28 protein-coding genes, 2 tRNA genes, 1 pseudogene and 1 other annotated feature are annotated in these 21919 nt (G+C 37.9%); of the genes and pseudogenes, 27 read left to right on the top strand and 4 right to left on the bottom strand.

All coding sequences use genetic code 11. The features are described 5' to 3' along the window. The first annotated feature begins 274 nt into the window (after positions 1-274). From mltG to FD29_RS03040, 10 genes are all read left to right on the top strand, one after another. Positions 275-1375 carry an endolytic transglycosylase MltG gene (gene mltG / locus FD29_RS03080; protein WP_057887512.1) on the top strand — a complete coding sequence of 367 codons (1101 nt, stop codon included), beginning with the start codon at positions 275-277 and terminating at the stop codon, positions 1373-1375. 102 nt (positions 1376-1477) lie between these two features. After that, positions 1478-1957: a transcription elongation factor GreA gene (gene greA, locus FD29_RS03075; protein WP_057887500.1), complete on the top strand. Its 480-nt coding sequence runs from the start codon at positions 1478-1480 to the stop codon at positions 1955-1957. A 49-nt stretch (positions 1958-2006) separates the two neighbouring features. Continuing rightward, a complete protein-coding gene (locus FD29_RS03070; protein WP_057887499.1) occupies positions 2007-2303 on the top strand; it encodes a HesB/YadR/YfhF family protein in 297 nt (98 codons plus the stop codon). Between the two features lie 37 nt (positions 2304-2340). Next, complete coding sequence (locus FD29_RS03065; protein WP_371862707.1) at positions 2341-4437, top strand: peptidoglycan D,D-transpeptidase FtsI family protein; 2097 nt, start codon at positions 2341-2343, stop codon at positions 4435-4437. Positions 4438-4910: 473 nt separating this feature from the next. Beyond that, positions 4911-5060: a 50S ribosomal protein L33 gene (gene rpmG / locus FD29_RS11210; RefSeq protein ID WP_083477753.1), complete on the top strand. Its 150-nt coding sequence runs from the start codon at positions 4911-4913 to the stop codon at positions 5058-5060. A 49-nt stretch (positions 5061-5109) separates the two neighbouring features. Then, entirely contained in the window at positions 5110-5679 is a 570-nt protein-coding gene (locus FD29_RS03060; RefSeq protein WP_057887497.1) for a 5-formyltetrahydrofolate cyclo-ligase, read from the top strand. Continuing rightward, positions 5663-6340: a rhomboid family intramembrane serine protease gene (locus FD29_RS03055; RefSeq protein ID WP_057887496.1), complete on the top strand. Its 678-nt coding sequence runs from the start codon at positions 5663-5665 to the stop codon at positions 6338-6340. Before FD29_RS03060 ends, FD29_RS03055 begins: the two co-directional genes overlap by 17 nt. Further along, complete coding sequence (locus tag FD29_RS03050) at positions 6333-6566, top strand: YqgQ family protein (RefSeq protein ID WP_083477752.1); 234 nt, start codon at positions 6333-6335, stop codon at positions 6564-6566. The genes FD29_RS03055 and FD29_RS03050 overlap by 8 nt, the downstream gene beginning before the upstream one ends. After that, on the top strand, positions 6563-7525 hold the full coding sequence (locus tag FD29_RS03045) for an ROK family glucokinase (protein WP_057887495.1): 963 nt from the start codon (positions 6563-6565) through the stop codon (positions 7523-7525). The genes FD29_RS03050 and FD29_RS03045 overlap by 4 nt, the downstream gene beginning before the upstream one ends. 12 nt (positions 7526-7537) lie before the next feature. Beyond that, on the top strand, positions 7538-7945 hold the full coding sequence (locus FD29_RS03040; RefSeq protein ID WP_057887494.1) for a rhodanese-like domain-containing protein: 408 nt from the start codon (positions 7538-7540) through the stop codon (positions 7943-7945). A 58-nt stretch (positions 7946-8003) separates the two neighbouring features. Here the strand turns inward: FD29_RS03040 and FD29_RS03035 are convergent, their stop codons facing one another. Continuing rightward, on the bottom strand, positions 8004-8198 hold the full coding sequence (locus FD29_RS03035) for a DUF3042 family protein (RefSeq protein WP_057887493.1): 195 nt from the start codon (positions 8196-8198) through the stop codon (positions 8004-8006). Between the two features lie 85 nt (positions 8199-8283). Here FD29_RS03035 and miaA point away from each other — a divergent pair, with 85 nt between their 5' ends. The 5 genes and pseudogenes from miaA to FD29_RS11825 all read left to right on the top strand — a co-directional run bounded on the left by miaA (position 8284) and on the right by FD29_RS11825 (position 12192). Then, positions 8284-9210, top strand: coding sequence for a tRNA (adenosine(37)-N6)-dimethylallyltransferase MiaA (gene miaA, locus FD29_RS03030; RefSeq protein ID WP_057887492.1), 927 nt, complete (start codon positions 8284-8286; stop codon positions 9208-9210). After that, positions 9203-10417 (top strand): annotated as a pseudogene (locus FD29_RS03025) (methionine gamma-lyase family protein); the annotation flags it as partial. The gene miaA and the pseudogene FD29_RS03025, both read left to right, overlap by 8 nt. Positions 10418-10855: 438 nt before the next feature. Then, positions 10856-10987 (top strand): hypothetical protein, encoded by a 132-nt coding sequence (locus FD29_RS11725; RefSeq protein WP_268871997.1) that lies wholly within the window; start codon positions 10856-10858, stop codon positions 10985-10987. Positions 10988-11223: 236 nt separating this feature from the next. Then, entirely contained in the window at positions 11224-11952 is a 729-nt protein-coding gene (locus FD29_RS03020) for a cation diffusion facilitator family transporter (RefSeq protein WP_371862706.1), read from the top strand. Next, the gene (locus tag FD29_RS11825; RefSeq protein ID WP_371862708.1) at positions 11953-12192 is read left to right on the top strand and encodes a cation transporter dimerization domain-containing protein; all 240 of its coding nucleotides are present in this window, start codon (positions 11953-11955) and stop codon (positions 12190-12192) included. Between the two features lie 57 nt (positions 12193-12249). Here FD29_RS11825 and FD29_RS03015 read toward each other — a convergent pair. The 3 genes from FD29_RS03015 to FD29_RS03005 form a co-directional block, all read right to left on the bottom strand. After that, positions 12250-12323 (bottom strand) — tRNA-Arg (locus FD29_RS03015). A 130-nt stretch (positions 12324-12453) separates the two neighbouring features. Then, positions 12454-12527: transfer RNA gene (locus tag FD29_RS03010), tRNA-Arg, on the bottom strand. 461 nt (positions 12528-12988) lie between these two features. Beyond that, a complete protein-coding gene (locus tag FD29_RS03005; protein WP_057887491.1) occupies positions 12989-13177 on the bottom strand; it encodes a hypothetical protein in 189 nt (62 codons plus the stop codon). 200 nt (positions 13178-13377) lie between these two features. Here FD29_RS03005 and FD29_RS03000 point away from each other — a divergent pair, with 200 nt between their 5' ends. From FD29_RS03000 to FD29_RS02945, 12 genes are all read left to right on the top strand, one after another. Next, entirely contained in the window at positions 13378-14769 is a 1392-nt protein-coding gene (locus FD29_RS03000; RefSeq protein ID WP_162253415.1) for a carboxylesterase family protein, read from the top strand. Between the two features lie 144 nt (positions 14770-14913). Continuing rightward, a complete protein-coding gene (locus tag FD29_RS02995) occupies positions 14914-15162 on the top strand; it encodes a hypothetical protein (protein WP_057887489.1) in 249 nt (82 codons plus the stop codon). A 106-nt stretch (positions 15163-15268) separates the two neighbouring features. Continuing rightward, positions 15269-16834: a glycosyltransferase family protein gene (locus FD29_RS02990; protein WP_057887488.1), complete on the top strand. Its 1566-nt coding sequence runs from the start codon at positions 15269-15271 to the stop codon at positions 16832-16834. Between the two features lie 44 nt (positions 16835-16878). Continuing rightward, positions 16879-16946: a sequence feature (ribosomal protein L21 leader region), on the top strand. 9 nt (positions 16947-16955) lie between these two features. Then, entirely contained in the window at positions 16956-17267 is a 312-nt protein-coding gene (gene rplU / locus FD29_RS02985; RefSeq protein WP_057887487.1) for a 50S ribosomal protein L21, read from the top strand. Between the two features lie 2 nt (positions 17268-17269). Further along, on the top strand, positions 17270-17614 hold the full coding sequence (locus FD29_RS02980; RefSeq protein ID WP_057887486.1) for a ribosomal-processing cysteine protease Prp: 345 nt from the start codon (positions 17270-17272) through the stop codon (positions 17612-17614). A gap of 12 nt (positions 17615-17626) precedes the next feature. After that, positions 17627-17899 carry a 50S ribosomal protein L27 gene (gene rpmA, locus FD29_RS02975; protein WP_057887485.1) on the top strand — a complete coding sequence of 91 codons (273 nt, stop codon included), beginning with the start codon at positions 17627-17629 and terminating at the stop codon, positions 17897-17899. Between the two features lie 139 nt (positions 17900-18038). Then, positions 18039-18599, top strand: coding sequence for an elongation factor P (gene efp, locus FD29_RS02970; protein WP_057887484.1), 561 nt, complete (start codon positions 18039-18041; stop codon positions 18597-18599). Between the two features lie 29 nt (positions 18600-18628). Then, complete coding sequence (locus tag FD29_RS02965) at positions 18629-19048, top strand: Asp23/Gls24 family envelope stress response protein (protein WP_057887483.1); 420 nt, start codon at positions 18629-18631, stop codon at positions 19046-19048. 5 nt (positions 19049-19053) lie between these two features. Beyond that, positions 19054-19458 (top strand): transcription antitermination factor NusB, encoded by a 405-nt coding sequence (gene nusB, locus FD29_RS02960; RefSeq protein ID WP_057887482.1) that lies wholly within the window; start codon positions 19054-19056, stop codon positions 19456-19458. A 38-nt stretch (positions 19459-19496) separates the two neighbouring features. After that, a complete protein-coding gene (locus FD29_RS02955; protein WP_083477751.1) occupies positions 19497-20345 on the top strand; it encodes a bifunctional 5,10-methylenetetrahydrofolate dehydrogenase/5,10-methenyltetrahydrofolate cyclohydrolase in 849 nt (282 codons plus the stop codon). Next, a complete protein-coding gene (gene xseA, locus FD29_RS02950; RefSeq protein WP_057887480.1) occupies positions 20338-21687 on the top strand; it encodes an exodeoxyribonuclease VII large subunit in 1350 nt (449 codons plus the stop codon). Before FD29_RS02955 ends, xseA begins: the two co-directional genes overlap by 8 nt. Further along, positions 21680-21919 (top strand): exodeoxyribonuclease VII small subunit, encoded by a 240-nt coding sequence (locus FD29_RS02945; protein WP_057887479.1) that lies wholly within the window; start codon positions 21680-21682, stop codon positions 21917-21919. The genes xseA and FD29_RS02945 overlap by 8 nt, the downstream gene beginning before the upstream one ends.

Here is a 21919-nt window from a genome sequence, read left to right as displayed (position 1 = left end):
ATAATATCGTGCATTGTGGCAAAGTATCAGAGGTTGCACTATAAATTTTTATAGTGTAACAATTGGTATGTCAAAGTTGTAAAGTCAACCTTAGTGTCATAACTGTATTTGTACCTTTATATCCTTGATATAAAGGTATTCCTATACAAATAAAAGAAATTAACTGATTACTTCAAAACTAATGGTATAATTCTAATAAATTAACTTGGGAGGCTGCATCTTGAGCCAAAAGGATGATAAAAAGGAAGCATTGCGTCAAGAATCAACTGGTAAAATGAGGAGTCGGGCTGAGGAGCGTTCCGTCGCAAATCATATTGCGTATTGGATCGTTGGTGTGATTGCTGTTTTAGCAGTTGTTGTGGCGGTTATTGGCTTCAATTATGTGAATAGTTCATTGCAACCATATAATGCAAATAATAAAGAAGATGTTGTTGTTAAGATTCCAATCGGTTCTTCTAGCAAGGATATCGCTAAAACGCTTGAAAAAGATAAGATCATCAAGAGTGCCAGCGTCTTTAATCTTTATATCAAAGCACAGAATTACAATGATTTCCAAGCCGGCTACTATACTTTTAAACAGTCAATGGACATGAGTTCTATTGTTAAACAGTTGCAAAAAGGCGGTAGTGCCGAGCCAAATACAAGTGGTACAGCAACTAACTCAGTATTAGTCCGTGAAGGTGTAACGATCGATCAGATTGGCGATCAAATTCAAAAGTCAACTAACTTTAAGAAATCTGATTTCTTGAAATTAATGAAGAATGAATCGTTCCTAAAGGGACTTCAAAAGAAGTATCCAGAATTACTCGATTCATCAATGGCTAAGAAGAATGTCAGATATCACTTGGAAGGTTATCTTTTCCCAGCTACTTACAGTGTTTACAAAGGTCTAACGCTCAAAGAGCTTGTAACACAAATGGTTGAAAAGGAAAATGAAGAATTGCAACCTTACTATTCTACGATCAAAGAAAAAGGCTACACTGTTCAACAAGTCTTAACATTGGCTTCATTGGTTGAACGTGAAGGTGTAACTAATACTGATCGTAAGAAGATTGCCGGCGTATTCTATAACCGGATTGCAATCAATATTCCGATTCAATCAGATATTTCCGTTATGTATGCTTTGAATACCCATAAGACACATCTTACAAACAAGGATACAGCGGTTAAGTCTCCTTATAACTTGTATAAGAATGCGGGTTATGGACCTGGACCATTCAACACACCAAGTTTGCAATCGATTGAAGCTACTTTGAATCCGAGCGATCGGGATCAAAATTATCTATACTTTGTTGCCAACTTGAAGACTGGTAAGGTATATTATTCACATACACTTGATGAACACGAAAATAAAAGTTCGTCACTTGGTCAATAATGTATAATTGTATATAGTTAATAAATGTCATCTAGTCAAACTTGATTAGATGACATTTTGAAATTAGAATAAATATTGAATTTTAAAAAGGAAGTTATAAAAATGGCAGATAGAAGTTATCCAATGACAGCAGCAGGTAAGAAGAAGCTGGAAGAAGAATTAGAACACTTGAAGAAAGTTGATCGTCCTGAAGTTATCAATCGTATCAAGATTGCAAGAAGCTACGGCGATCTTTCAGAAAATTCTGAATATACATCTGCTAAAGATGAACAAAGTGTAATCGAATCAAAAATTGCTAGTCATATTGAACAAATCCAATATGCTAAAGTTATCGATGCTGATGACGTTGCTGACGATGAAATTTCAATCGGTAAAAAAGTTACTGTTCAAGAAGATGGTGAGGAACCTGACGTATATACAATCGTTGGAGCTTCTGAATCAGATCCTGACAGCGGCAAGATTTCTAACGAGTCACCAATCGCTAAGGCATTGATCGGTAAACACACTGGCGACACTGTAACAATCGAAACACCAGTTGGCAGTTACGATGTAATCGTCAAAGACGTGGCAGTTGCTGAATAGTCATGTTTTCTGCTATGTTTATCTTAATTAAATAATTGAGGTGGGCGTCATGAAGATTGAATTGACTGAAAAAGCAGATCAATGGTTCAAAGAAGAGTTGGACTTAGTACCCGGTGATGGTGTACATTTTTATGGTAAGGTTTACGGAAAAACAATGGTTCATGAAGGCTTTTCAATTGCTATGCGTAAGGAAAAACCAGTTGATCCAGTGTCGAGTACGGTGATCGACGGCGTGACATATTATATTACTGACAGTGATACGTGGTTTTTTGCCAGATATGACTTGTTAGTTGAATATGATCCTGACCTCGACGGACCTAAGTATATTTTTAAATCGAATGAATAAGCGTTCGTTTTTTTGAAGGATAAATATGAGAAGAATACTGGATATAATAAAGAAAAGAACAGGTAGTCAAGCGAAGTCTACTATTCCATTTCGTCTAAACCTGCTTTTTTTTATTGTCTTTGTTCTATTCGCAATGTTAGTCGCTCAACTTGACTATTTACAGATCGTTTATGGCGGTAAGTTCCAAGCTGAAGTTGATCGAACAGATAAGACAGTAATGACAGGCAGTGTACCACGTGGGATGATCTATGATTCGAAGGGTAGACTTTTGGTTGGCAATTCGACTGCAAATGCCGTCACTTATACTAAGAGTGGCAGTGTGAAGTCGAGTGATATTTATACGATTGCAAATAGATTGACTAAATACATGAATGTTGAAGTGACAGATTTGACGAAGCGTGACCAAGCTGATTATATTTTGGCTGCGCCTAATAAGTCAGCTAAAGTTGCTAAGCAGATGCCTAAATCCTATCGTGTTGATTCTAATGGCGATGCGTTGTCCAGTGCGAAGATCTATACTAATGAGGTCAAATACGTTGAACAACAAGGAATTCATTTGAATCAAAAAGATTTGCAACGAGCTACTTTGTTTAAGAAAATGAGTGCAGCTTATTCACTCTCAACAGTCTTCTTGAAAGATAAAGACTTGACTGCTAGAGAAATTGCTGAAGTCAGTGAACATTTGACAGAGTTGCCAGGTATCAGTATCGGTAGCAACTGGAATCGTGACTATCCACAAGGAAAATCCATTGCAAGTATTATCGGTGGCGTTTCGACCGAGCAACAAGGTATTCCTGATGATGAGATCAATTCAATGTTAGCTTCAGGTTATTCACGTAATGACCGTGTGGGTACAAGTTATCTAGAGAAGAATTACGAATCGATCCTTTCTGGTACCAAGAGTCAACGCCAAGTACAAGTTGGTGCTAATAATCAGATCAAGAAGAGTACTATCCTTTATAAAGGTCAAAAGGGTGGCAATCTTAACTTAACAATTGACTCTGCGTTCCAAAAGAAAGTTCAAAGCGCTTTGGAAACACAATATAATTCTGCTAAAGCGGCCGGAATCACTCAATATTCCGATGGTGCATATGCAGTAGTTATGAATCCTAAGACTGGTGCAGTTTTGGCTATGGCCGGGATCCACAACAATCCTAAGACAGGTAAGACGACTGAAGATTCATTGGGCGTTATTAACCGGACCTTCGTTATGGGTTCTGCGGTTAAGGGTGCTACGGTTATGGGTGCCTTGATGGACGGTGTCATTACACCTGAAAACAATACTCAAGACGATACACCAATTTACTTGCCAGGTTCTCCAGTTAAGAAATCTGTTTATCCTGCTGGTACGTTCAGTAGTTTAGGCGCTGTTCAAGCTTTGCAGTTCTCATCTAATATTTATATGATGCGACTTGCTATGAAAGAAGGACACGCTAGTTACGTTCCTAGTGAATCAATGGTCATGAATCCTGACATTTTCCAAACTTTACGTGGTTACTTTAATCAATTTGGTTTGGGTGTTAAGACTGGTATCGATATTTCTGGTGAAACAACTGGTATTGAAGGTTCAACTAGAACAAGTACCGGAGCCTTGAAGACCGGTTCTGCACTGGATTTGTCATACGGAAACTACGATGCCTATACTTTGATCGAAATGGCTCAATACATTTCAACCATCGCTAATGGCGGATATCGTTTGAAGCCTTATGTTGTTCAATCGATTCAAAAGACAAAAGATGATGGGACTAAGGGCGCTTATACCTCAGTAACAAAACCTTCAGTCTTGAATGCGATCAATGCAACAAAGGATGAATTTGGCGTAGTTAAAAAGGGTATGTACGAAGCTGTTCACGGTAGTGGTTATTGGACGACAGCTACTAAGTTGGCCGATCTTTCACCAGCAGTTGCTGCTAAGACTGGTACCGCTCAGTCATTCTACTATGACCCTGATAATCCATCGACTGATCCTCCAGAAACGATTACAACCAGTTTAGTCAGTTTTGGACCTTATGATGATCCTAACGTGGCTATGGCGATTGTATTCCCTAATTTGACTAGTGAGACTGGTAGTTATCCTAACTTGCTAGCACATCAAATTTATACTGACTATTACAAGATGACAGGTCAAAAATAGAGAGTGCAGCAACTCCGGTTAACTTCTGAGTATTTGCCTAATCTTACGAATTGCTCGCCGATTTTGCGAGTGCTTTGGGAGATGTAGCAAAACGCAGGAAGTTGGGGTTGTGCAACTCGTTTAACTTTTGAATATTAATTTAAAATACCATCTGATTTCAAATGTGAATCAGGTGGTATTTTTTGAGTGATTATTTTAAATGTAAAGCCTGTATAACTGGCACCTGCGACTAATAAATGATAAGCTATTATACGTGAGAAATTTTGAAGTCTTTGAGACTGTTTTTTCTTATTTGTGATTGCCTTTGAGATTAAGAAAACATCATATCGATTAATAATGATGTTTTCAGGTGCTATAATGGTATCGAACTTAAAGAGTTGAATCTAATGCGAATTTGGCCTTTTAAATTATGCAAAAAAATGATATATTTAATTAGTTGAATTTAGTTAAGAATTATGAAAGGATATTCCAATATGAGAGTAAATATTACACTGGAATGTACTTCATGTCATGAACGTACATACCTAACAAACAAAAGCAAGCGTAACAATCCTGATCGCCTAGAACTTAAGAAATATTGTCCACGCGAACGCACTGTTACATTGCACCGCGAAACAAAATAAACAACAGGATAAAATCCCTGTTGTTTTTTTTTACTAAGGAGTGATTTAGTTGGATAAGGTAAGCTTTAGAAAAAAGCAGATCGACATCGTAAGTAAATTTATGAAATCCGATAAAGCTCAAAAGGAAATCAATGATCTTTATTTTCAACTATTTAATGATCCTGATTTTCAAAAAGCCGCTAGTGTTGGGATCACGTTGAGTATGAATGACGAGATTCCAACCTTCCCAATTATCAATCAGTGTTTTGAAATGGGAAAAGAAGTTTATATTCCTAAGACCTTTGCTGATTATTCGATGACTTTTGTTCGCTACACGAAGGATTCCGAATTGGAAGAGAATTCCTTTGGCGTCAGAGAACCCAAAGAGTACGACAATAATCTCTTAGATCCGCCAGAACTCATGATCGTTCCGGGACTAGCTTATTCGCAAGATAATAATCGTCTTGGCTTTGGAGCTGGGTATTTTGACCGCTATTTAGCTAAGTATCCAACCAAGACAATCTCCTTAGCATTATCTAAACAATACTACGAAGAAACGCCTTGGCCGGTATATGTGCTAGATAAGCCGATCGATAAGATCATCGTATCAAAGGAAGAACAAGATGCAGATAATCAATAGACAGAGTAAAGCGTATGTGACTTGGTCATTGTTGGCCGTTACGATTGGCGTTTTTCTAGTCGAAACGTTAATTGGCGGCTCGCAAAATATCAATGTTTTAGTTCGATTGGGTGCCAAAACCAATGAGTTGATCCAAATGGGTCAATGGTGGCGCTTGATTACACCAATATTTTTACACATTGGCATCTTCCATATTTTTATGAATGTGTTTACACTGTTATATGTTGGTCAAATATTGGAGCCAATGATTGGTCATTGGCGTTTTTTCATTATTTATATAGTAAGCGGTATTATGGGAAACTTAGCCAGCTTTGCCTTCGGGGCTAGTAGCGTGATTTCGGCTGGTGCTAGTACGTCATTGTTTGGGATGTTTGCGGCGTTTCTAGCTTTAGCTTTGATCTATCGTGAAAATCGCTTTTTGACGGAACTTGGCAAGAGTTTTCTAGGATTGATTGTTATTAATTTAATAATGGATCTGACCATGACTGGTATCGATATTTGGGGCCACTTAGGTGGTGCTGTTGGCGGACTATTGTTGGGATACGCTTTAGGAATTCCTAGAATCAGTCGTCCTAAAATGATGTTTCGCATACTGGCTCTAGTAATATTTGTCGTTATTTCATATTATATGTATGTAAAGGGTATGGTAGTTTATGGATAATATGATGAGCTTTAGAACCCTCTATGATGTACAGCAATTACTCAAAAGATATGGAACTTTTATTCACCTTGGTAAAAGGCTCTGGGATATTGAGTTGATGTTTATTGAAGTTAAGCGCTTGTACGAGGATAAGATGATCGACAAAAAGACTTTCATTAGTGCTCAAATGGTCTTAAAACGGGAGCACAGAATAGAAGAAAAGAAAGAAAAGGACAGATCAAAGTGACAGACAAAAAGTTAATCGGTGTTGACCTTGGTGGTACAACAATTAAATTTGCTATTCTTACTGAAGATGGTGAGATTCAACAAAAATGGAGTATTGAAACAAATATTCTATCTGATGGACAATTTATTATTCCTGATATTATTGATTCAATCAATCATCATATCGATATGTACGATATGACTGCAGACCAATTCGATGGAATCGGTTTAGGTTCACCTGGTACGATCAATCACGAAAAGGGAACAATCAAGGGTGCATACAACCTTAACTGGACTAACTCAGTTTACCCTGTTCGCGATATTGAAAAAGGTACAGGTCTTCCTGTTACAATTGAAAATGATGCTAACGTTGCTGCTCTTGGTGAAAGATGGCAAGGTGCTGGTAACAATGCCAACGATGTTGTCTTTGTTACATTAGGTACTGGTGTTGGTGGTGGTATCATCGCTAACGGTCAATTGCTACAAGGTCAAAATGGTGCTGCTGGTGAAATCGGACACGTTACGGTTGATCCTCACGGCTTCATGTGTACATGTGGCAAACGTGGCTGTCTAGAAACAATCGCTTCAGCTACTGGTATCGTTCGTGTTGCTCGTGATCGTGCCTCAGAATACGCTGGTACTTCAGAATTGAAGGCCATGCTTGATGATGGTCAAGATATCTCAGCTAAGGACGTTTTCGACCTAGCTAAGAAAGATGATGACCTTGCTATGATCGTTGCCGATTATGTTTGTGATTCACTTGGATTTGTTCTAGGTAACATCGCTAACACATTGAATCCTAAGTACGTTGTTATCGGTGGCGGTGTTTCAGCTGCTGGTGACTTCTTGCTCAACAAGGTTGATAAAGCAATGCGTAAGAACGAATTCGCTACTATCAAGGATTCAACAGAACTAAGACTTGCAAGTCTTGGTAATGGTGCGGGTGTTATTGGTGCTGCTTCATTGATTAAAGTTGATTAGGGGTTTTTATAGATGCAAGTTTTAAATGCTGTTTTGTACGTTATTGTAATTGGATTTTTGATCTACTGGGTTGGTACATGGCTTTATTACTGGCTCAAAGGTAGACAAATGGGCGGTGCAATGGACCAAAAGAGTTTTGAGGATACGATGCGAAAAGCTCAAATCGTTGATCTAAGAGAAAAGAATCAATTCGATTCTAAACATATTTTAGGTGCCAGAAGTCTTCCTTATTCCCAATTGAAGTATAATGAAGGCGAATTGAGACCTGATCTACCTGTATACTTATACAGCGACAACAAGAATATGTGCGTTCGTGCTGCTCTCAAGTTGCAAAAGAAGTGGGGCTTTACTGATGTTAAGTGGTTGGAAGACCGTTTTGTCGATTGGGAAGGCAAAACTAAGAAAACTACTAAAATCTAAAAAAATGCTGTGCAGAATAAATTCTGACACAGCATTTTTTGTATAATTAGAATGTTGATTAACCTTGGTGTGCTTGAAGGCTCTTACGGTTAGCACGTCTGCGGTTTGATTCGATACGATCGTTTTCTTCATTTTCAGGTTCGATGACAGTCTTCTTGAATGCGTGCAAAGCACCATAAACTGCTGTAGCTGTTGTTAATGAACCAACAAGGAATCCTTTAACAAAACGAAGATGTTTTTGTTTTTTTGCCATAATACTATTCCTCCTGTCTTTAATTCCCATTATGGTGTATTTCTTACAAAATATCTATAAAAAACTGTCCAAGAGAGGTGATTTTTTGATAAAAGTTGTTGCAATAGTAGGACCAACCGCTGTTGGCAAGAGTGCCCTCGGTTTGAAATTAGCTCAAAAGCTCAACGGCGAGATTATTTCTGGCGATTCGATGCAGATCTATAAAAAGTTAGATATCGGAACAGCCAAAGATAGTCCAGAAGAATTGAAACAAGTACCGCATCATTTAGTCGATATTTGTGAGGCAGATCAAAGATATACAGTCAAAGATTTTCAACAGAAGGCTAAAGCAATCATTACTGATTTGAGCGAACACAACAAATTGCCACTGGTTGTCGGTGGAACTGGGTTTTACTTGAGTTCGTTGATCAACAATTTGAATCTCGGTGGCAAGTCGACCGGAGACGATCAAGTTCGCCAAGAATTATTGACGCTAGAACAAGAAAAAGGCGTTTCAGGTTTACAAGAAATATTGCAGACTGAAGATCCTTTAGCTTTTGCCAAAATCGATATTGAGAACCCTAGGCGCTTGATTCGGGCAATCGAAGTCAAACGGACGACTGGAAGATCGATAACCGATCAAAACAATGGCCAACAGTGGGCTGAGTTTTATTTAGTAGGCTTGACGGATGAACGTCAAAAACTCTATGAAAGAATCAACCATCGAGTCGACAAAATGGTCGAGATGGGCTTATTAGACGAAGTCAAGTACGTTTATGACCATCGAGATGTCTTTCCCCAAGCTAAGAACGGCATTGGCTACAAGGAACTATTTCCTTATTTTGAAGGTCAACAGAGTTTAGATAGCTGCTTGGATGAAATCAAAAAGAATTCTCGTCACTTTGCCAAACGACAATTTACTTATTTCCGTAATCAAATGGACGTAGATTGGTATAATATTAGTGATGATAAAAATTATCAAAATATAGTTGAGGAAAATATCATTAAATTTGTAGGAGGGCAAAATGACTAAATGGGATGCAGCATTTCCAGAAAAATTGAAGGAAGTTATTAAGGAGACGGATGAACAAATTGCACCAAAACTTGCTGAGATCGATGAACAAGTTTTGGACAATCAAGATAAAGTTCTAAAAGCCTTTAGAAAAGAGAGTATCGACGAAGCTAGTTTGTTGGGAACGACTGGCTATGGTGATGATGACCGTGGCCGTGATCAACTAGAAGCAGTCTATGCGGATGTGTTTAAGACTGAAGCAGCTCTAGTTCGTCCACAGTTCGTTTCTGGTACCCATACATTAGCAACAGCCTTATTTGGATTATTACGTCCAGGAGACAACCTTTTGTACGTTACAGGGGAACCTTACGATACGATGCAAGAAGTTATCGGAACAGCTGGCAACAAAAAGGGTTCTTTGATCGATTACAAGATTGGCTTTGATTATGTCGAAATGGATGGCGACAAAGTTGATTTTGATCTGATGAAGAAAAAGATCAAAGAACAGAATCCTAAAGTTATTGCTATCCAACGTTCACGTGGTTATTCAACTAGAAAGAGTTTGACCGTCAAAGAAATCGCTGAGATCATTAAGAATGTTAAGGAAGTTACCGATGCAATTATTTTTGTTGATAACTGCTACGGTGAATTTTCCGAAACAATCGAACCTACTGAAGTAGGGGCTGATCTTATGGCCGGCTCATTGATCAAGAATGCTGGTGGTGGCTTGGCTAAAGTCGGTGGTTATATCGTCGGTAAAAAAGATCTAGTTGAATTAGCTAGCTACCGTTTGACCGCTCCTGGAATTGGGGCTTCTGAAGGGGCTACGATTGGCCGTCAAGCTGAAATGTTCCAAGGTTTCTTCCTGGCTCCAAGAGTGACCGGAAATGCTATCAAAGGGGCAATTTTTGAAGCTGCTATCTTTGAAAAGCTCGGTTTGAATGTTTCACCTAAGTGGAATGACGATCGCACCGATTTGATCCAAACGATTGAATTCAACGACCCCGACAAGATGGTCCAATTTGCTAATCTCGTGCAAAAGTTCTCACCAATCGATTCCAATGTTTCGCCGGAACCAAGTCCTATGTCAGGTTACGAAGATCAAGTAGTTATGGCAGCCGGAACTTTCGTCTCGGGTGCAAGTATTGAATTCTCATGTGATGGACCAATGCGTGCACCATATATTATTTATATTCAAGGTGGATTGACTTACGAGCATGTAAAGATCTATTCTTCTAAAAATTGCGCAAAAGTGTGGCCAGTGGCCATGCTTTTTTTGTTTTATGAAACAATTTCAAGCTGTTTTAGTGTAAAAATGGGTAATTTCCGAACCTTATTTATGAATTTGAAAATATTATAAATAAATGTATTTAAATATAATGATATATCTCGTTATGAAAAATTGATTACAAGTATATTACTGATTGATGACATTATTAAGGGTTGATGACAAAATGCCTACTTTAAAACTTCTAAGAGAAATAATTTAGCCGAGCCTAAAATAGTTGATAGGGTACACAATATATATATTTAACCGAGACTACTGGGAAACAGAAAAATATGCCAACGAACGATTATAAACAATAAAAATAAAATAGTTTGTTTCTATTGCATTTTTATTAAAAGCGTGTAGAATTAATAATCAAATAAAGAGGAGGTAGGCAATATGAGATATAAAGTGACTTTAGATAACAAGAGTCAATTGTTTACCGTATTTGATAAGAAAAACACTCGGGTTTCTGCATGCGGTAAGACAATTGAAGAAGCAATGAACAAACTATTGCAGTTGGGTCTGTAGAATAAAAATAATCATTTTTTCATGAGTTTGTAATTTAGAATACAGTTCCTTTACGTGTTCTTTAAATTGCTCAATGATTGAACTTAAAATGATATATTAAATGAGCAGCGAAGGCTGCATTCTATCCTCAACGATAAAAAAGGTCTCTTCCCGGTAAGGAAGAGGCTTTTTTGATGCCATTTGCAGGCAAGATGGTCTAAGATTGACTTTGAACCACATCAAAAGAAGGTAAGACTATGCAGGAACATCGGGAAGCTGAACAAGCGGTTTGGAAGAGGACACAGACTGAAGAATTACAAAAATTACACAGTGCCCAACATCATTTATGGTTCAATGTCGCAGCGTATTTGGTGATTTCAGTAGTTGAATTTTATTTAGCCATGATTGGACATTCGCAAACTTTGCGGGCCGATGCTTTGAATAACTTGTCAGGAATAATTTCAGCGGTTTTGTTGTTGATCGGTATTTTTATTGCCCGTGATATTGACGACGATGATCTGATGGGAGAGCCTTTACCAGAGGATTCTCAACAAAATGGACAGCGATTGCAGCTGACTAGATTTCATTACGAGACAGTCTTCACGCTGATCACTGGTTTGATCATGATCGCTATTTCGTTAAATATTATGTTTTCCGGCTTAAAAAGTCTTTTGAATCAGAATTCTCAGGCAGTGCCACAACCGATCACCATGCTAGGAGCAGGAGTTGCGATGGTCATTATGTTAGTGGTTTGGTATCAAAATCTTCGTGCTGGGCGAAAATTGCACAATGCGGCTTTGACGGCAGCAGCCCAAGATAGTTTGAGTGACGCCATGACCAGTTTAGGAACGCTAGTTGCTATCGGTGGGGCTCTCTGGTTTAAGATTGCTTGGTTAGACGGAGCGGCTAGTATCGTTGTAGGCCTCTTTATTCTGGTATCGGGTATCAAAATTTTTCGCGAAAGCAGTTTGAATCTGGCTGCTTAAATTGACCCTGAAGTTGAGGGTCAATTTAAGCAGTCGATCGAAGAGTTTCCTGAAGTCAAAGAAGTTGAAGAACTAAATGCTCATTACAATGGCAATGTCGTGACGTTGGATATTATTATCGGCGTCGATCCGCATATGGAAGTTAGAGATAGTTATTTGCTAGGAGAGCGGATCGAGTCCAAGATGCGCCGGCAATTTGGAATTGTTGATACAGATGTAATGGCTGTACCGGCAATGTAAAATAGTACAAAAAAAATACCACCAAACGTAAATTACGCTTAGCGGTATTTTTTATTATGTCACAGGTGAGATTCGAACTCACGACCTACGGTTTAGAAGACCGTTGCTCTATCCAACTGAGCCACTGTGACATCACTCGTACTATTATAGATAAAAGTTATTAAACATGCAACGCCTAAATTAAAAAATATTTTAATTAATTTAAAACAATAAAAAAAGTCGCTAGAGAAAAATCTCTAACGACTTAAAGGTATAAAAAAATGTCACAGGTGAGATTCGAACTCACGACCTACGGTTTAGAAGACCGTTGCTCTATCCAACTGAGCCACTGTGACATCACTTTTATTATTATAGTTAAACGTGATGGTTTCTGTCAATGTAAAATTTGATATATATTAAAAAAAATCTTAATTTAGGCAAAATAAAAGGTCCACTTATAAATAAGTGAACCACCCCTAATAATAATTTACTAAATAAATGACTTTACTTGCCATAAATGAAGGCTCTGTTCTCTCCTTCAAGTTCAGCAAGGATCTCTCTATCTTGTGTGGAAGAGTCAATTCTTTCGGTTTTAAATAATGATTTGATCCATTTGATTAATTTCATGATCTTCATCTCCGAAAAATGATACAGCTTTTAATGTCATCGTGATTTGGACATATTGCTTTAGATAAGGCTTCCTTTCCCCTTATCTAAAACGAATTATATCAGAAATATTACATTTGAAAAATAAATAAGTCTTATCTAAAAAATAAATTTTATTATTTCGATATTATTAGGGATAAAGTTAAGTAAATTACTGGGGTTGAATCAATTCCTTGCGACGATTGTTGATGATATCTTCAAGTTCTTGGAGGTCATCTAAAGTCGACTTTTTGCGAATGAAACTGCGTGCTGACGAGCGCATAGCAATATAGTTTGCGCGGTCGCGGTGGTTTTTGTGCCATTTTTCATTGGCACGTTTTTGTGCATCTGTTAATACCATGTATTTTTCTCCCTTAAAAACATATCTTTGAAATTATATACAATGTTATTTTGGTAGACAAGGAAAAATATGAATATTTTCATATAAGTTTCTAATAAAAATGGTTACATGAAATTCTTGTACATTAATATTATTAGTTTAGAATATTAACTAAATTGATATTTTGTTCATTGGGGTTTTATTTTTAAATGAAGAAGATAATGAAAACAACTACAGGCACGTATCATGGAATCGTGGATCATACGCACGTTGATTTTTTGGGTGTTCCTTACGGATACGGCCGTAGATTTAAACGAGCGGAAGAATTCTCAATTGCAAAATTTGGATCTAATGAAGTTAATAAATTGCACTATGCTGTTCATCATGGAATTCAGCCAATGCAAAACGGAGCGCTGGATCAACAAAATGAAAAAGTTGCTTTTGGTGAAAATTGTTTGAACTTGGACATTTGTACGCCGGATGTCGAAGGTAAGTATCCAATTGTGATTGAATTTTACGGTGGTGGATTCTTGAAGGGTGGAAATTATAGTAAACAGATGTCGTGGCTGGATCACGAATCGATCGTTCATGTCGTTCCTAACTACCGCTTAGGACTCTTTGGTTGGGGAAAGATTCAAGGCGGCGATACGAATGTCGGTCTCTCGGATCAGTTGATGGCCATTCAATGGGTGATCGACAATGCTCAAAGCTTTGGTGGCGATGTTGAAAACATTACCTTAGCTGGTTTATCGGCTGGAGCCAAATCGATTTCCGCTTTGATGGCGTCCAACTCGGCCATTTTGGATCGGATTCAAAAGGTCATCTTGTTTTCAGGCGGTGTCCAGACCATTCGGGATATGCAGACGGCTGAAAAAGTTGCGGCTCGAATTTGCCAAGACAATAACATCAAAGCAACGCAAGACTTGTTCAATTTGACTGATGATGGCTTGCAATTAGTGCAAGAACGCAGCTTGGATGACCATATTCCTACGAATTGGTTTGGTCCAGTGATCGACGACGATTTGATTTCCGCTGATTGGCAAGAAAAATTGCTTCAACGTGCTAAAAGAACGCATTTTAAATCGATCATCTCGGCTGCTAATAATGAGTTGGAAACTTTGAAGAGCAAAAATATCGGTGATTTAGAAGATACTGTGATGACGGATCTCTTCGGTGAAAATAGCCAGATTTTAAAGCAAACCTTATTGAACGATACGTACTCTAAAAACGATTTTGTTAAAATAATGGGTCTAGCAATGTACGTTCTACCAGCTAGAAGAATGGCGGAACTGCTTGCTAAAAATACCGATGCTGAAGTTTATTGCAATCTAAGTAATGTCTTGTCAGGTCGACACGGTGGAATCGTGGAATATTTAAATACGCCTGAAGAAGAATTGAACATCGATTATCGAAAAAATCGTCAGTATCTTTTGGAACTGTTACGTGAATTTATTGTCAGTGGTAAGCCTTATGTTGAAGAAATCAAATATGAGTGGACTTTGTTCGACGACGACCGTTTAGCTTTGGAATTGGATCCAGATGATCTCAAAAGTATTTCAGTCATAAATCAACGTTATCCCGATAATTTACCATGGCAAACATATAAATTATAAAAAAATAAATGTTGATGTATTAATGATTCTGGCATATAAATAAAAAAACGTCTTGCAAAGAATATAAATTAAATTTACAATGTAGCCGTTGTGCTTAGAGTTTAAGCATTTTTTGTAATGCTTAGGATTTTAGAGGTGGACGATTTGAAAAGAAAGTTTGCGTTTGTTATTACAATTGCTTTCATTCTGATAGATGTTTTAGCGGCATTTTTGACGCAACAAGCAATCATTAGTAATCTGATGGGGATTTTAATCGGAGTCAGTCTAGTTATTGCTTTGATCTTAATAACGAGAATCTTTACGAAACTAAATCTTAGACAAGGCAAGATAGTTTTTGCCGCCGTCTTTTTCTTCTTAGTATTAGGACGATTAGTTATGACTACTTTAGCGTAGTAAAGTTGAATATATGAATATTATCAAAGGATTGTGCTGAAAACAGTTTGCACAATCCTTTTTTTAGTATAATTTAAAATGAGATTTTTTTTAAAAGGAGTTACCCATGTCGAATCGTTCATGGAAAGGGACCATTTTAGGGTCGATCTTTTTACTTTTAAGTGTTTTTTATACAGTTATGTTTTTTCAAAAAGCCGAATTCGGCGATACGATGATCTTCAATATTGCCCATTTGCAGAGTTTGACAAATGTTTTTACTTCGCCGATCAACTTTAATTATTGGAATCATTCGGGTAGTCAGATCAATTTGTTCAGTCCTTGGCTGACGATTTTGTCGGGAACGATTTTCGTAAATAGTAATGTGACTTATGGCTTCAGCATTTATTTAACGCTGATCACTTTCTTGACCTTTGTTAGTGCTTACGTTTATATGAACCGATTTTCTCACGATACGTTGGAGTCGTTACTTTTCTCATTGATCTACACATTGTCTTTGAATCGCTTTGTACAAGTTTTTCAAATCCAGCGTTTGGAAAATTACTTAGTATTGATTTTTTTACCGATGGTCTACTATGGAATTTATCAAATTTTGAAAAATCAGCGTTGGTACAATTTAGCTTGGGGGATGTCTTTGATCATCTGGACGTCGCCATATATGGCAGTGGGCGTGCTTTTGACTTTGGTACCGTGGATTATTTTGATGATCTTTAAAGGCATTTCGCACCACTGGAGCTATTGGGGCCGATTGTCATTGAGCTTATTGAAGACGTTTGGTTTAGTAGTTTTGACGACAATAGGATTTTTGGTTCCTTTAGGTACCAAGTTGTTGCAAGGTAAATTGCAACAAAATCCTAGAAATAATTTCAATTATGTAAAATGGTTTGATCAGTTGCACTTGTCTCAGATTCAACAAATTTTACTGATAGGGATTGCGGTTCTATCGGTGTTGGTTCTGATCGTTATTTTTATGAACAGTCAATTCAGCTACAAATTGATCATGTTGGAAATGATTCCGTTGACGATAAGCTTATTTGTAAAAACCGATAGTTTAGTGGTCGACTGGAGCCGGTTGGTTCCAGCATTTCAAAGTATCCTTGATCTATTTTTAGCAATCATTGTCAGTCGCATCGTTATCTTGATCTTCCAAGAGGGACCAGGAATATTAAAACTGCTCTTGATGGTCGCAACGATCGGTGGGATGAGCTTTTTGATCTATAACCAAGCTGATCAGATCCATGCGGAACAAAGAATAACTTCTGCTTCAAAGATCAATTATCAAAAGTATGTCATCAACTACCATGACCGGGCGGTTGAGGGTCAAAATCAATTCTTAGTCAATAATAAAAAAGCATCTGTTTCTTATTACACTAAAGCTAATGATTATTGGATCCAATATTACGATCCACAGTCGGCAACGATGGATATTCCCGTTCAAAAATACAGTGGCTATAAAATTCAGCTGAATAATGAAAACGTAAGGACAACAAAATCTAAACGTGGGACGATCGAGTTACAAACTAATCCAGGCAAAAGTATTGTCGAGATCCATACCCAATATGATTGGATCGGGATAATTTCATTATTGGCAAATTTATTTAGCTTTATATTATTAGGCTATCTTTCACTAACGAAAGTCGTTGGAAAAAACAAAAAAATTTCCAATAAGAGTTGAAAATAACTACAAAATTTGCTATATTTTATAAGTTGCAATCACTATTGCATCTACAACCGCTCAAAATTAGGTTTAAGCTTAGTGCACCTAATTGGCGAGTCTTAGAAGGGAGTGTACGCTTATGTACGCAATTATTAAAACTGGTGGTAAGCAATATAAAGTTGAAGAAAATGCTTCTATTTATATTGAAAAGCTTGATGTCAAAGAAGGGGACGCCGTTACATTTGACGATGTAATTTTAGTTTCTGATGGCAAGACTGTTAAGATTGGTAGCCCTGTTGTTGAAGGCGCTAGTGTTTCTGGTAAGGTTGAAAAGCAAGGTAAGGAAAAGAAAGTTGTTACTTACAAGTACAAACCTAAGAAGCATTCACACAAGAAGACAGGTCACCGTCAACCATATACAAAGGTACTTATCGATAGTATCAAAGGTTAATTATGATTAGGGCTAGTTTTCACCAAGATTCAGAGCAAAAGATCGATTCATTTCTGATCAAAGGACATGCCGACTCGGGACCTTACGGTCAAGATTTAGTTTGTGCCGCTGTTTCAGCAGTGACGATCGGAACGATCAATAATCTGGAGAAGCTTACTCAAGCCGTTCCCCAAGTCGTTATGGACGAGGTCAATGGTGGTCATTTAGGTTGCCAATTTGACAAAGCTATATCACATGATACTGCTTTGTTATTGGATAATCTCTTTTGGATATTGAAAGATATCGAAGGAAGTTATCCGAAAAACATTGAAGTTCAAGTACAAAAAAATAAGATAGATCTTGATTAGGAGGTAAACTTCATGCTTAAGATGAATTTACAATTTTTCTCTCACCATAAGGGTGGTGGATCAACAAGTAACGGCCGTAACTCAGCAGGTCGTAGATTAGGTGCTAAGCGTGCTGATGGCCAAGCTATCACTGCTGGCTCAATCATTTACAGACAACGTGGTACAAAGATTCACCCAGGTGCTAATGTTGGTCGCGGTGGCGACGATACATTGTTCGCACTTACAGACGGTGTTGTTAAGTTCGAAAGACTTGGCAGAGACAAGAGACAAGTTTCAGTATATTAATATATTGATAAAAAGGAGGACATTGTTCTTCTTTTTTTTTATTTAATTAAGTGTGAGTTATTGCCATTAGTACTAAAATATTGGTAAGATAATGTATAGTGTTCTATCGGCAAAATCTTACGAACTAAGGGAGAGTAAAATGTCAATTTCAGTAAATGATTTTAAAAATGGTTTAACAATCGAAGTAAAAGATGGTATCTGGCGTGTTGTAGAATTCCAGCACGTTAAGCCAGGTAAAGGTAGTGCCTTTGTTCGTTCAAAGTTAAAGAACTTGAGAACTGGTGCCGTTCAAGAAATGACTTTCAGATCAACTGCTAAAGTTGAAAAAGCTAACATCGAAAGTAAAAAGATGCAATATCTATATGCAGATGGTACAAACCACGTCTTCATGGATACAACAACTTACGAACAACTAACAATTCCTGCAAGTGAAATTGAAGAACAATTGAAATATTTGAAGGAAAACATGGAAGTTAGTGTCATGATGTACAATGGCGAAACTATCGGTGTTGATATTCCTAATACGGTTGATCTTAAAGTTACTGCAACTGAAGCATCAATCAAGGGTGATACACAATCAGGTGGTTCAAAACCAGCTACAATGGAAACAGGCCTAGTTGTGCAAGTACCATTCTTCGTTAACGAAGGCGACATGCTAACTATTAATACACAAGATGGTACTTACATTTCACGTGCTTAATTAATAACTGATTATGGAGATAAGAGTTTATGGCTGAACAAAAATATGTTTCTCTACAACAAGATAGTGGAAAAGTTGACGGTAATGTTGAAATCTCACATCAAGTTATTGAGATTCTTCTGGGAATTGCTACAAACCAAGTTGACGGTGTCTACGAAATGCGTGGAACTATTTCTAATCGAATGGATTCGCTGTTTGGAATCATCAACCATGGTAAGGGTGTCGATGTGTCATTTGCTGATGATAAAATATCTGCGGATGTTTACGTATATTTGAACTATGGCGTATCGATCCCTAAGGTATCTTTGGAAATCCAAAAATCAGCCATTGAACAACTGGAATTCATGACCGATTTAGATTTAAGTGAAATCAACGTGCATGTTGTAGGTTTAATCGCCAAGAAAGAAACTGGCGAAATAGAACGTGTAACAACAGACAAAAAGGAATAAAACTAGTGATAAATAGACATAAGATCAGAGAACTCGCAGTTCAATCACTATTTTCTATCGAAACTACCAAAGACACACCCGACGTCGCAATCGCATCTACCATGCAACTATGTGATTTAGGCGAAGAGGCTGTGCCTGATTATTTGAATTTTCTAGTTTCAGGTGCCGTTGAGCATCAAGATGACCTCGACAAAGAAATTGCCGAACATCTCAAAAACAAATGGACCGTTCAACGTCTATCACGGATTGATCGCTCAATTTTACGTATTGGCCTATTTGAAATGGAAAATAGTTTAGAAGTTCCAAAGAAAGTCGCCATCGATGAAGCAATCGAAATGGCTGGCGAATTTGGCGACAAGGACTCAAAGTCCTTCGTTAATGGTATTTTATCTAATTTTGTAGAAGGGTAAAGGCTGGTAAATTTACCAGCCTTTTTATGGTGATTAGTATGAAATTATTAGAAGGTAAAAAAGTAGCAGCAGCTTTAGATGTAACAATGACTAAGCGCGTAGCTGATTTGAAACAAAAAGGCGTGACTCCAGGACTTGCCGTGATTTTAGTCGGTGAGAACAGTGCCAGTGCCGTGTATGTTCGCAATAAGAAACGTCGTGCTGAAAAACTAGGAATCAAGTTTGACTTGATCCACTTTGATGCAACTGTTTCTGAAAAAGAATTGTTGGATAAAATCGACGAGTTGAATCACGATGAGACAATTGATGGCTTTATCGTGCAATTGCCAGTTCCAGATCATATTGACGAGGACAAGGTCATTGAAGCTATTGACCCTAAAAAAGATGTTGACGGATTTACTCCAGTCAGTGTCGGCAATCTCTGGATTGGAACACCATTAACCAAACCAGCCACCGCTTCAGGTATTTTGATGATGCTAGACCATTACAACGTTGACCTCGATGGTAAAAACGTTGTAATCGTTGGTCGTAGCAATATTGTTGGAAAACCAACTGCTGCTTTGATGTTGGATCGTAATGCCACTGTAACGATCACACATTCACATACTAAGAACTTAAAAGAAATTACACAAAAGGCTGATGTATTAGTTGTTGCCATTGGAAAGGCTAAGTTCATTACCAAAGATTACGTCAAAGACCAAGCAATCGTCGTTGATGTCGGTATGGACCGAGATGAAAATGGCAAGCTTTGTGGAGACGTTGATTTTGACGATGTCAAAGACAAAGCTGCAATGATGACGCCAGTACCTGGTGGTGTTGGTCCTATGACGATCACTGCTTTGGTAGACCAAGTGATCGAATTAGCCGAAGGCAGGGCAAATGGATAGTGAACAATATTTAACAGTTACCGCTTTGAGCCAATATTTAAAGAGAAAATTTGACGTGGACCCTTATTTGGGACACGTCTATTTGATGGGCGAAATTTCTAACTTTCGGATGCGTCCCCACGCACACCAATATTTTTCTTTAAAGGACGACAAAGCTAAGATTTCTGCAATCATGTTTCGAAGTAGCTTTGAAAAAATCAAGTTTCAACCTGAAGAAGGTATGAAAGTTCTCGTTCAAGGACGAATCTCTCTTTATGAGCCTTCAGGTTCGTATCAGATCTATATCGATTCGATGGAGCCAGCTGGATTAGGGGCTTTGTACGCTGCTTATGAACAGTTGAAAAAGAAACTTTCTGAACAAGGGATCTTTGATTTGCCTAAGAAAGAAATTCCCAAGTTCCCCAAACGGATCGCAGTCGTTACCAGTCAATCTGGAGCGGTCATTCATGATATTATGACCACCGTAGCCAGAAGATATCCTATCGTGCAATTAGTTTTGTATCCGGCTCAAGTTCAAGGACAAGAAGCTGCCAAAACAATTGTTGAACAGCTGAAACGGATCAATGAAGCTGGAAATTTTGATACGATCATCATTGGCCGTGGCGGTGGTTCGATCGAAGACTTGTGGCCTTTCAATGAGGAAATTGTCGCTGAGGCGATCGTCAACAGTAAGATCCCAGTGATCAGTTCAGTTGGTCATGAGACTGATACGACGATTGCTGACTTGGTAGCCGACCTTCGAGCTGCAACGCCGACAGCTGCAGCTGAATTAGCTACGCCGGTTTTGAGCGAAGTTTTGTTGCAGTTGCAAGGAGACGAAAAAAGGCTTTACAATGCACAAAATAACATCATAGGTAATTACAGGGACCGAGTGAATTCTTTGGCTCAGAACGTATTTTTGCAACATCCTGAGCGAATCTATGAAGTCTACTTACAAAAAGTTGATTATCTGCAAGATAAATTGAAGCAGAGCATCAATAATAATTTGAACCGTTCCAAGACAAATTTGATCCAATATGCCAATCGTTTAGTACGAGTTTCACCCCGTGATCAAATTTACAGCTATGGCAATCAAGTTAATCGCAATTATCAGATTTTGATCAATAACGTTAATAAAATTATCAATCGAAACCGTAATATATTTAACAGTCGCGTTGCTAGTTTGGATTCCTTGAGTCCGTTGAAGACCCTGAGTCGAGGCTATGCGATCCCAACGACTAAGACTGGTAAAGTTCTAAGAGATGTTTCCGATTACAAGGTCGATACAGAAGTTGATCTCCACGTCAAAAATGGTAACGTCAAGTTGATAACCAAAGAAATAAGCGAGGATAATAATGGCTGAAAAAAAGAAGACATTTGAAGAAAATCTAGCTGATTTAGAGGCAATCGTAACGAACCTTGAATCAGGCAACGTTCCATTGGAAGAAGCCATGGAAAAATTCAAAAAGGGTGTCACTTTGAGCAAGGATTTGGAAAAAACTCTCAGCGACGCTGAAGCAACTGTTACGAAGATCATGACTAAAGACGGTCAAGAGATCAATATGAAAAATGATGAGACTAAGGACCAAGATTAA

The organism is Companilactobacillus mindensis DSM 14500 (assembly GCF_001434275.1).
Lineage (GTDB): Bacteria > Bacillota > Bacilli > Lactobacillales > Lactobacillaceae > Companilactobacillus > Companilactobacillus mindensis.
This window is presented reverse-complemented; position numbering and strand designations above follow the sequence as displayed.

Coding starts and splice junctions, on each gene's coding strand:
- mltG (WP_057887512.1), top strand. CDS start 275: ATGAGGAGTCGGGCTGAGGAGCGTTCCGTCGCAAATCATATTGCGTAT.
- greA (WP_057887500.1), top strand. CDS start 1,478: ATGGCAGATAGAAGTTATCCAATGACAGCAGCAGGTAAGAAGAAGCTG.
- FD29_RS03070 (WP_057887499.1), top strand. CDS start 2,007: ATGAAGATTGAATTGACTGAAAAAGCAGATCAATGGTTCAAAGAAGAG.
- rpmG (WP_083477753.1), top strand. CDS start 4,911: ATGAGAGTAAATATTACACTGGAATGTACTTCATGTCATGAACGTACA.
- FD29_RS03055 (WP_057887496.1), top strand. CDS start 5,663: ATGCAGATAATCAATAGACAGAGTAAAGCGTATGTGACTTGGTCATTG.
- FD29_RS03050 (WP_083477752.1), top strand. CDS start 6,333: ATGGATAATATGATGAGCTTTAGAACCCTCTATGATGTACAGCAATTA.
- FD29_RS03040 (WP_057887494.1), top strand. CDS start 7,538: ATGCAAGTTTTAAATGCTGTTTTGTACGTTATTGTAATTGGATTTTTG.
- FD29_RS03035 (WP_057887493.1), bottom strand. CDS start 8,198: ATGGCAAAAAAACAAAAACATCTTCGTTTTGTTAAAGGATTCCTTGTT.
- FD29_RS11725 (WP_268871997.1), top strand. CDS start 10,856: ATGAGATATAAAGTGACTTTAGATAACAAGAGTCAATTGTTTACCGTA.
- FD29_RS03020 (WP_371862706.1), top strand. CDS start 11,224: ATGCAGGAACATCGGGAAGCTGAACAAGCGGTTTGGAAGAGGACACAG.
- FD29_RS03005 (WP_057887491.1), bottom strand. CDS start 13,177: ATGGTATTAACAGATGCACAAAAACGTGCCAATGAAAAATGGCACAAA.
- FD29_RS03000 (WP_162253415.1), top strand. CDS start 13,378: ATGAAAACAACTACAGGCACGTATCATGGAATCGTGGATCATACGCAC.
- FD29_RS02990 (WP_057887488.1), top strand. CDS start 15,269: ATGTCGAATCGTTCATGGAAAGGGACCATTTTAGGGTCGATCTTTTTA.
- rplU (WP_057887487.1), top strand. CDS start 16,956: ATGTACGCAATTATTAAAACTGGTGGTAAGCAATATAAAGTTGAAGAA.
- FD29_RS02980 (WP_057887486.1), top strand. CDS start 17,270: ATGATTAGGGCTAGTTTTCACCAAGATTCAGAGCAAAAGATCGATTCA.
- rpmA (WP_057887485.1), top strand. CDS start 17,627: ATGCTTAAGATGAATTTACAATTTTTCTCTCACCATAAGGGTGGTGGA.
- efp (WP_057887484.1), top strand. CDS start 18,039: ATGTCAATTTCAGTAAATGATTTTAAAAATGGTTTAACAATCGAAGTA.
- FD29_RS02965 (WP_057887483.1), top strand. CDS start 18,629: ATGGCTGAACAAAAATATGTTTCTCTACAACAAGATAGTGGAAAAGTT.
- FD29_RS02955 (WP_083477751.1), top strand. CDS start 19,497: ATGAAATTATTAGAAGGTAAAAAAGTAGCAGCAGCTTTAGATGTAACA.
- xseA (WP_057887480.1), top strand. CDS start 20,338: ATGGATAGTGAACAATATTTAACAGTTACCGCTTTGAGCCAATATTTA.
- FD29_RS02945 (WP_057887479.1), top strand. CDS start 21,680: ATGGCTGAAAAAAAGAAGACATTTGAAGAAAATCTAGCTGATTTAGAG.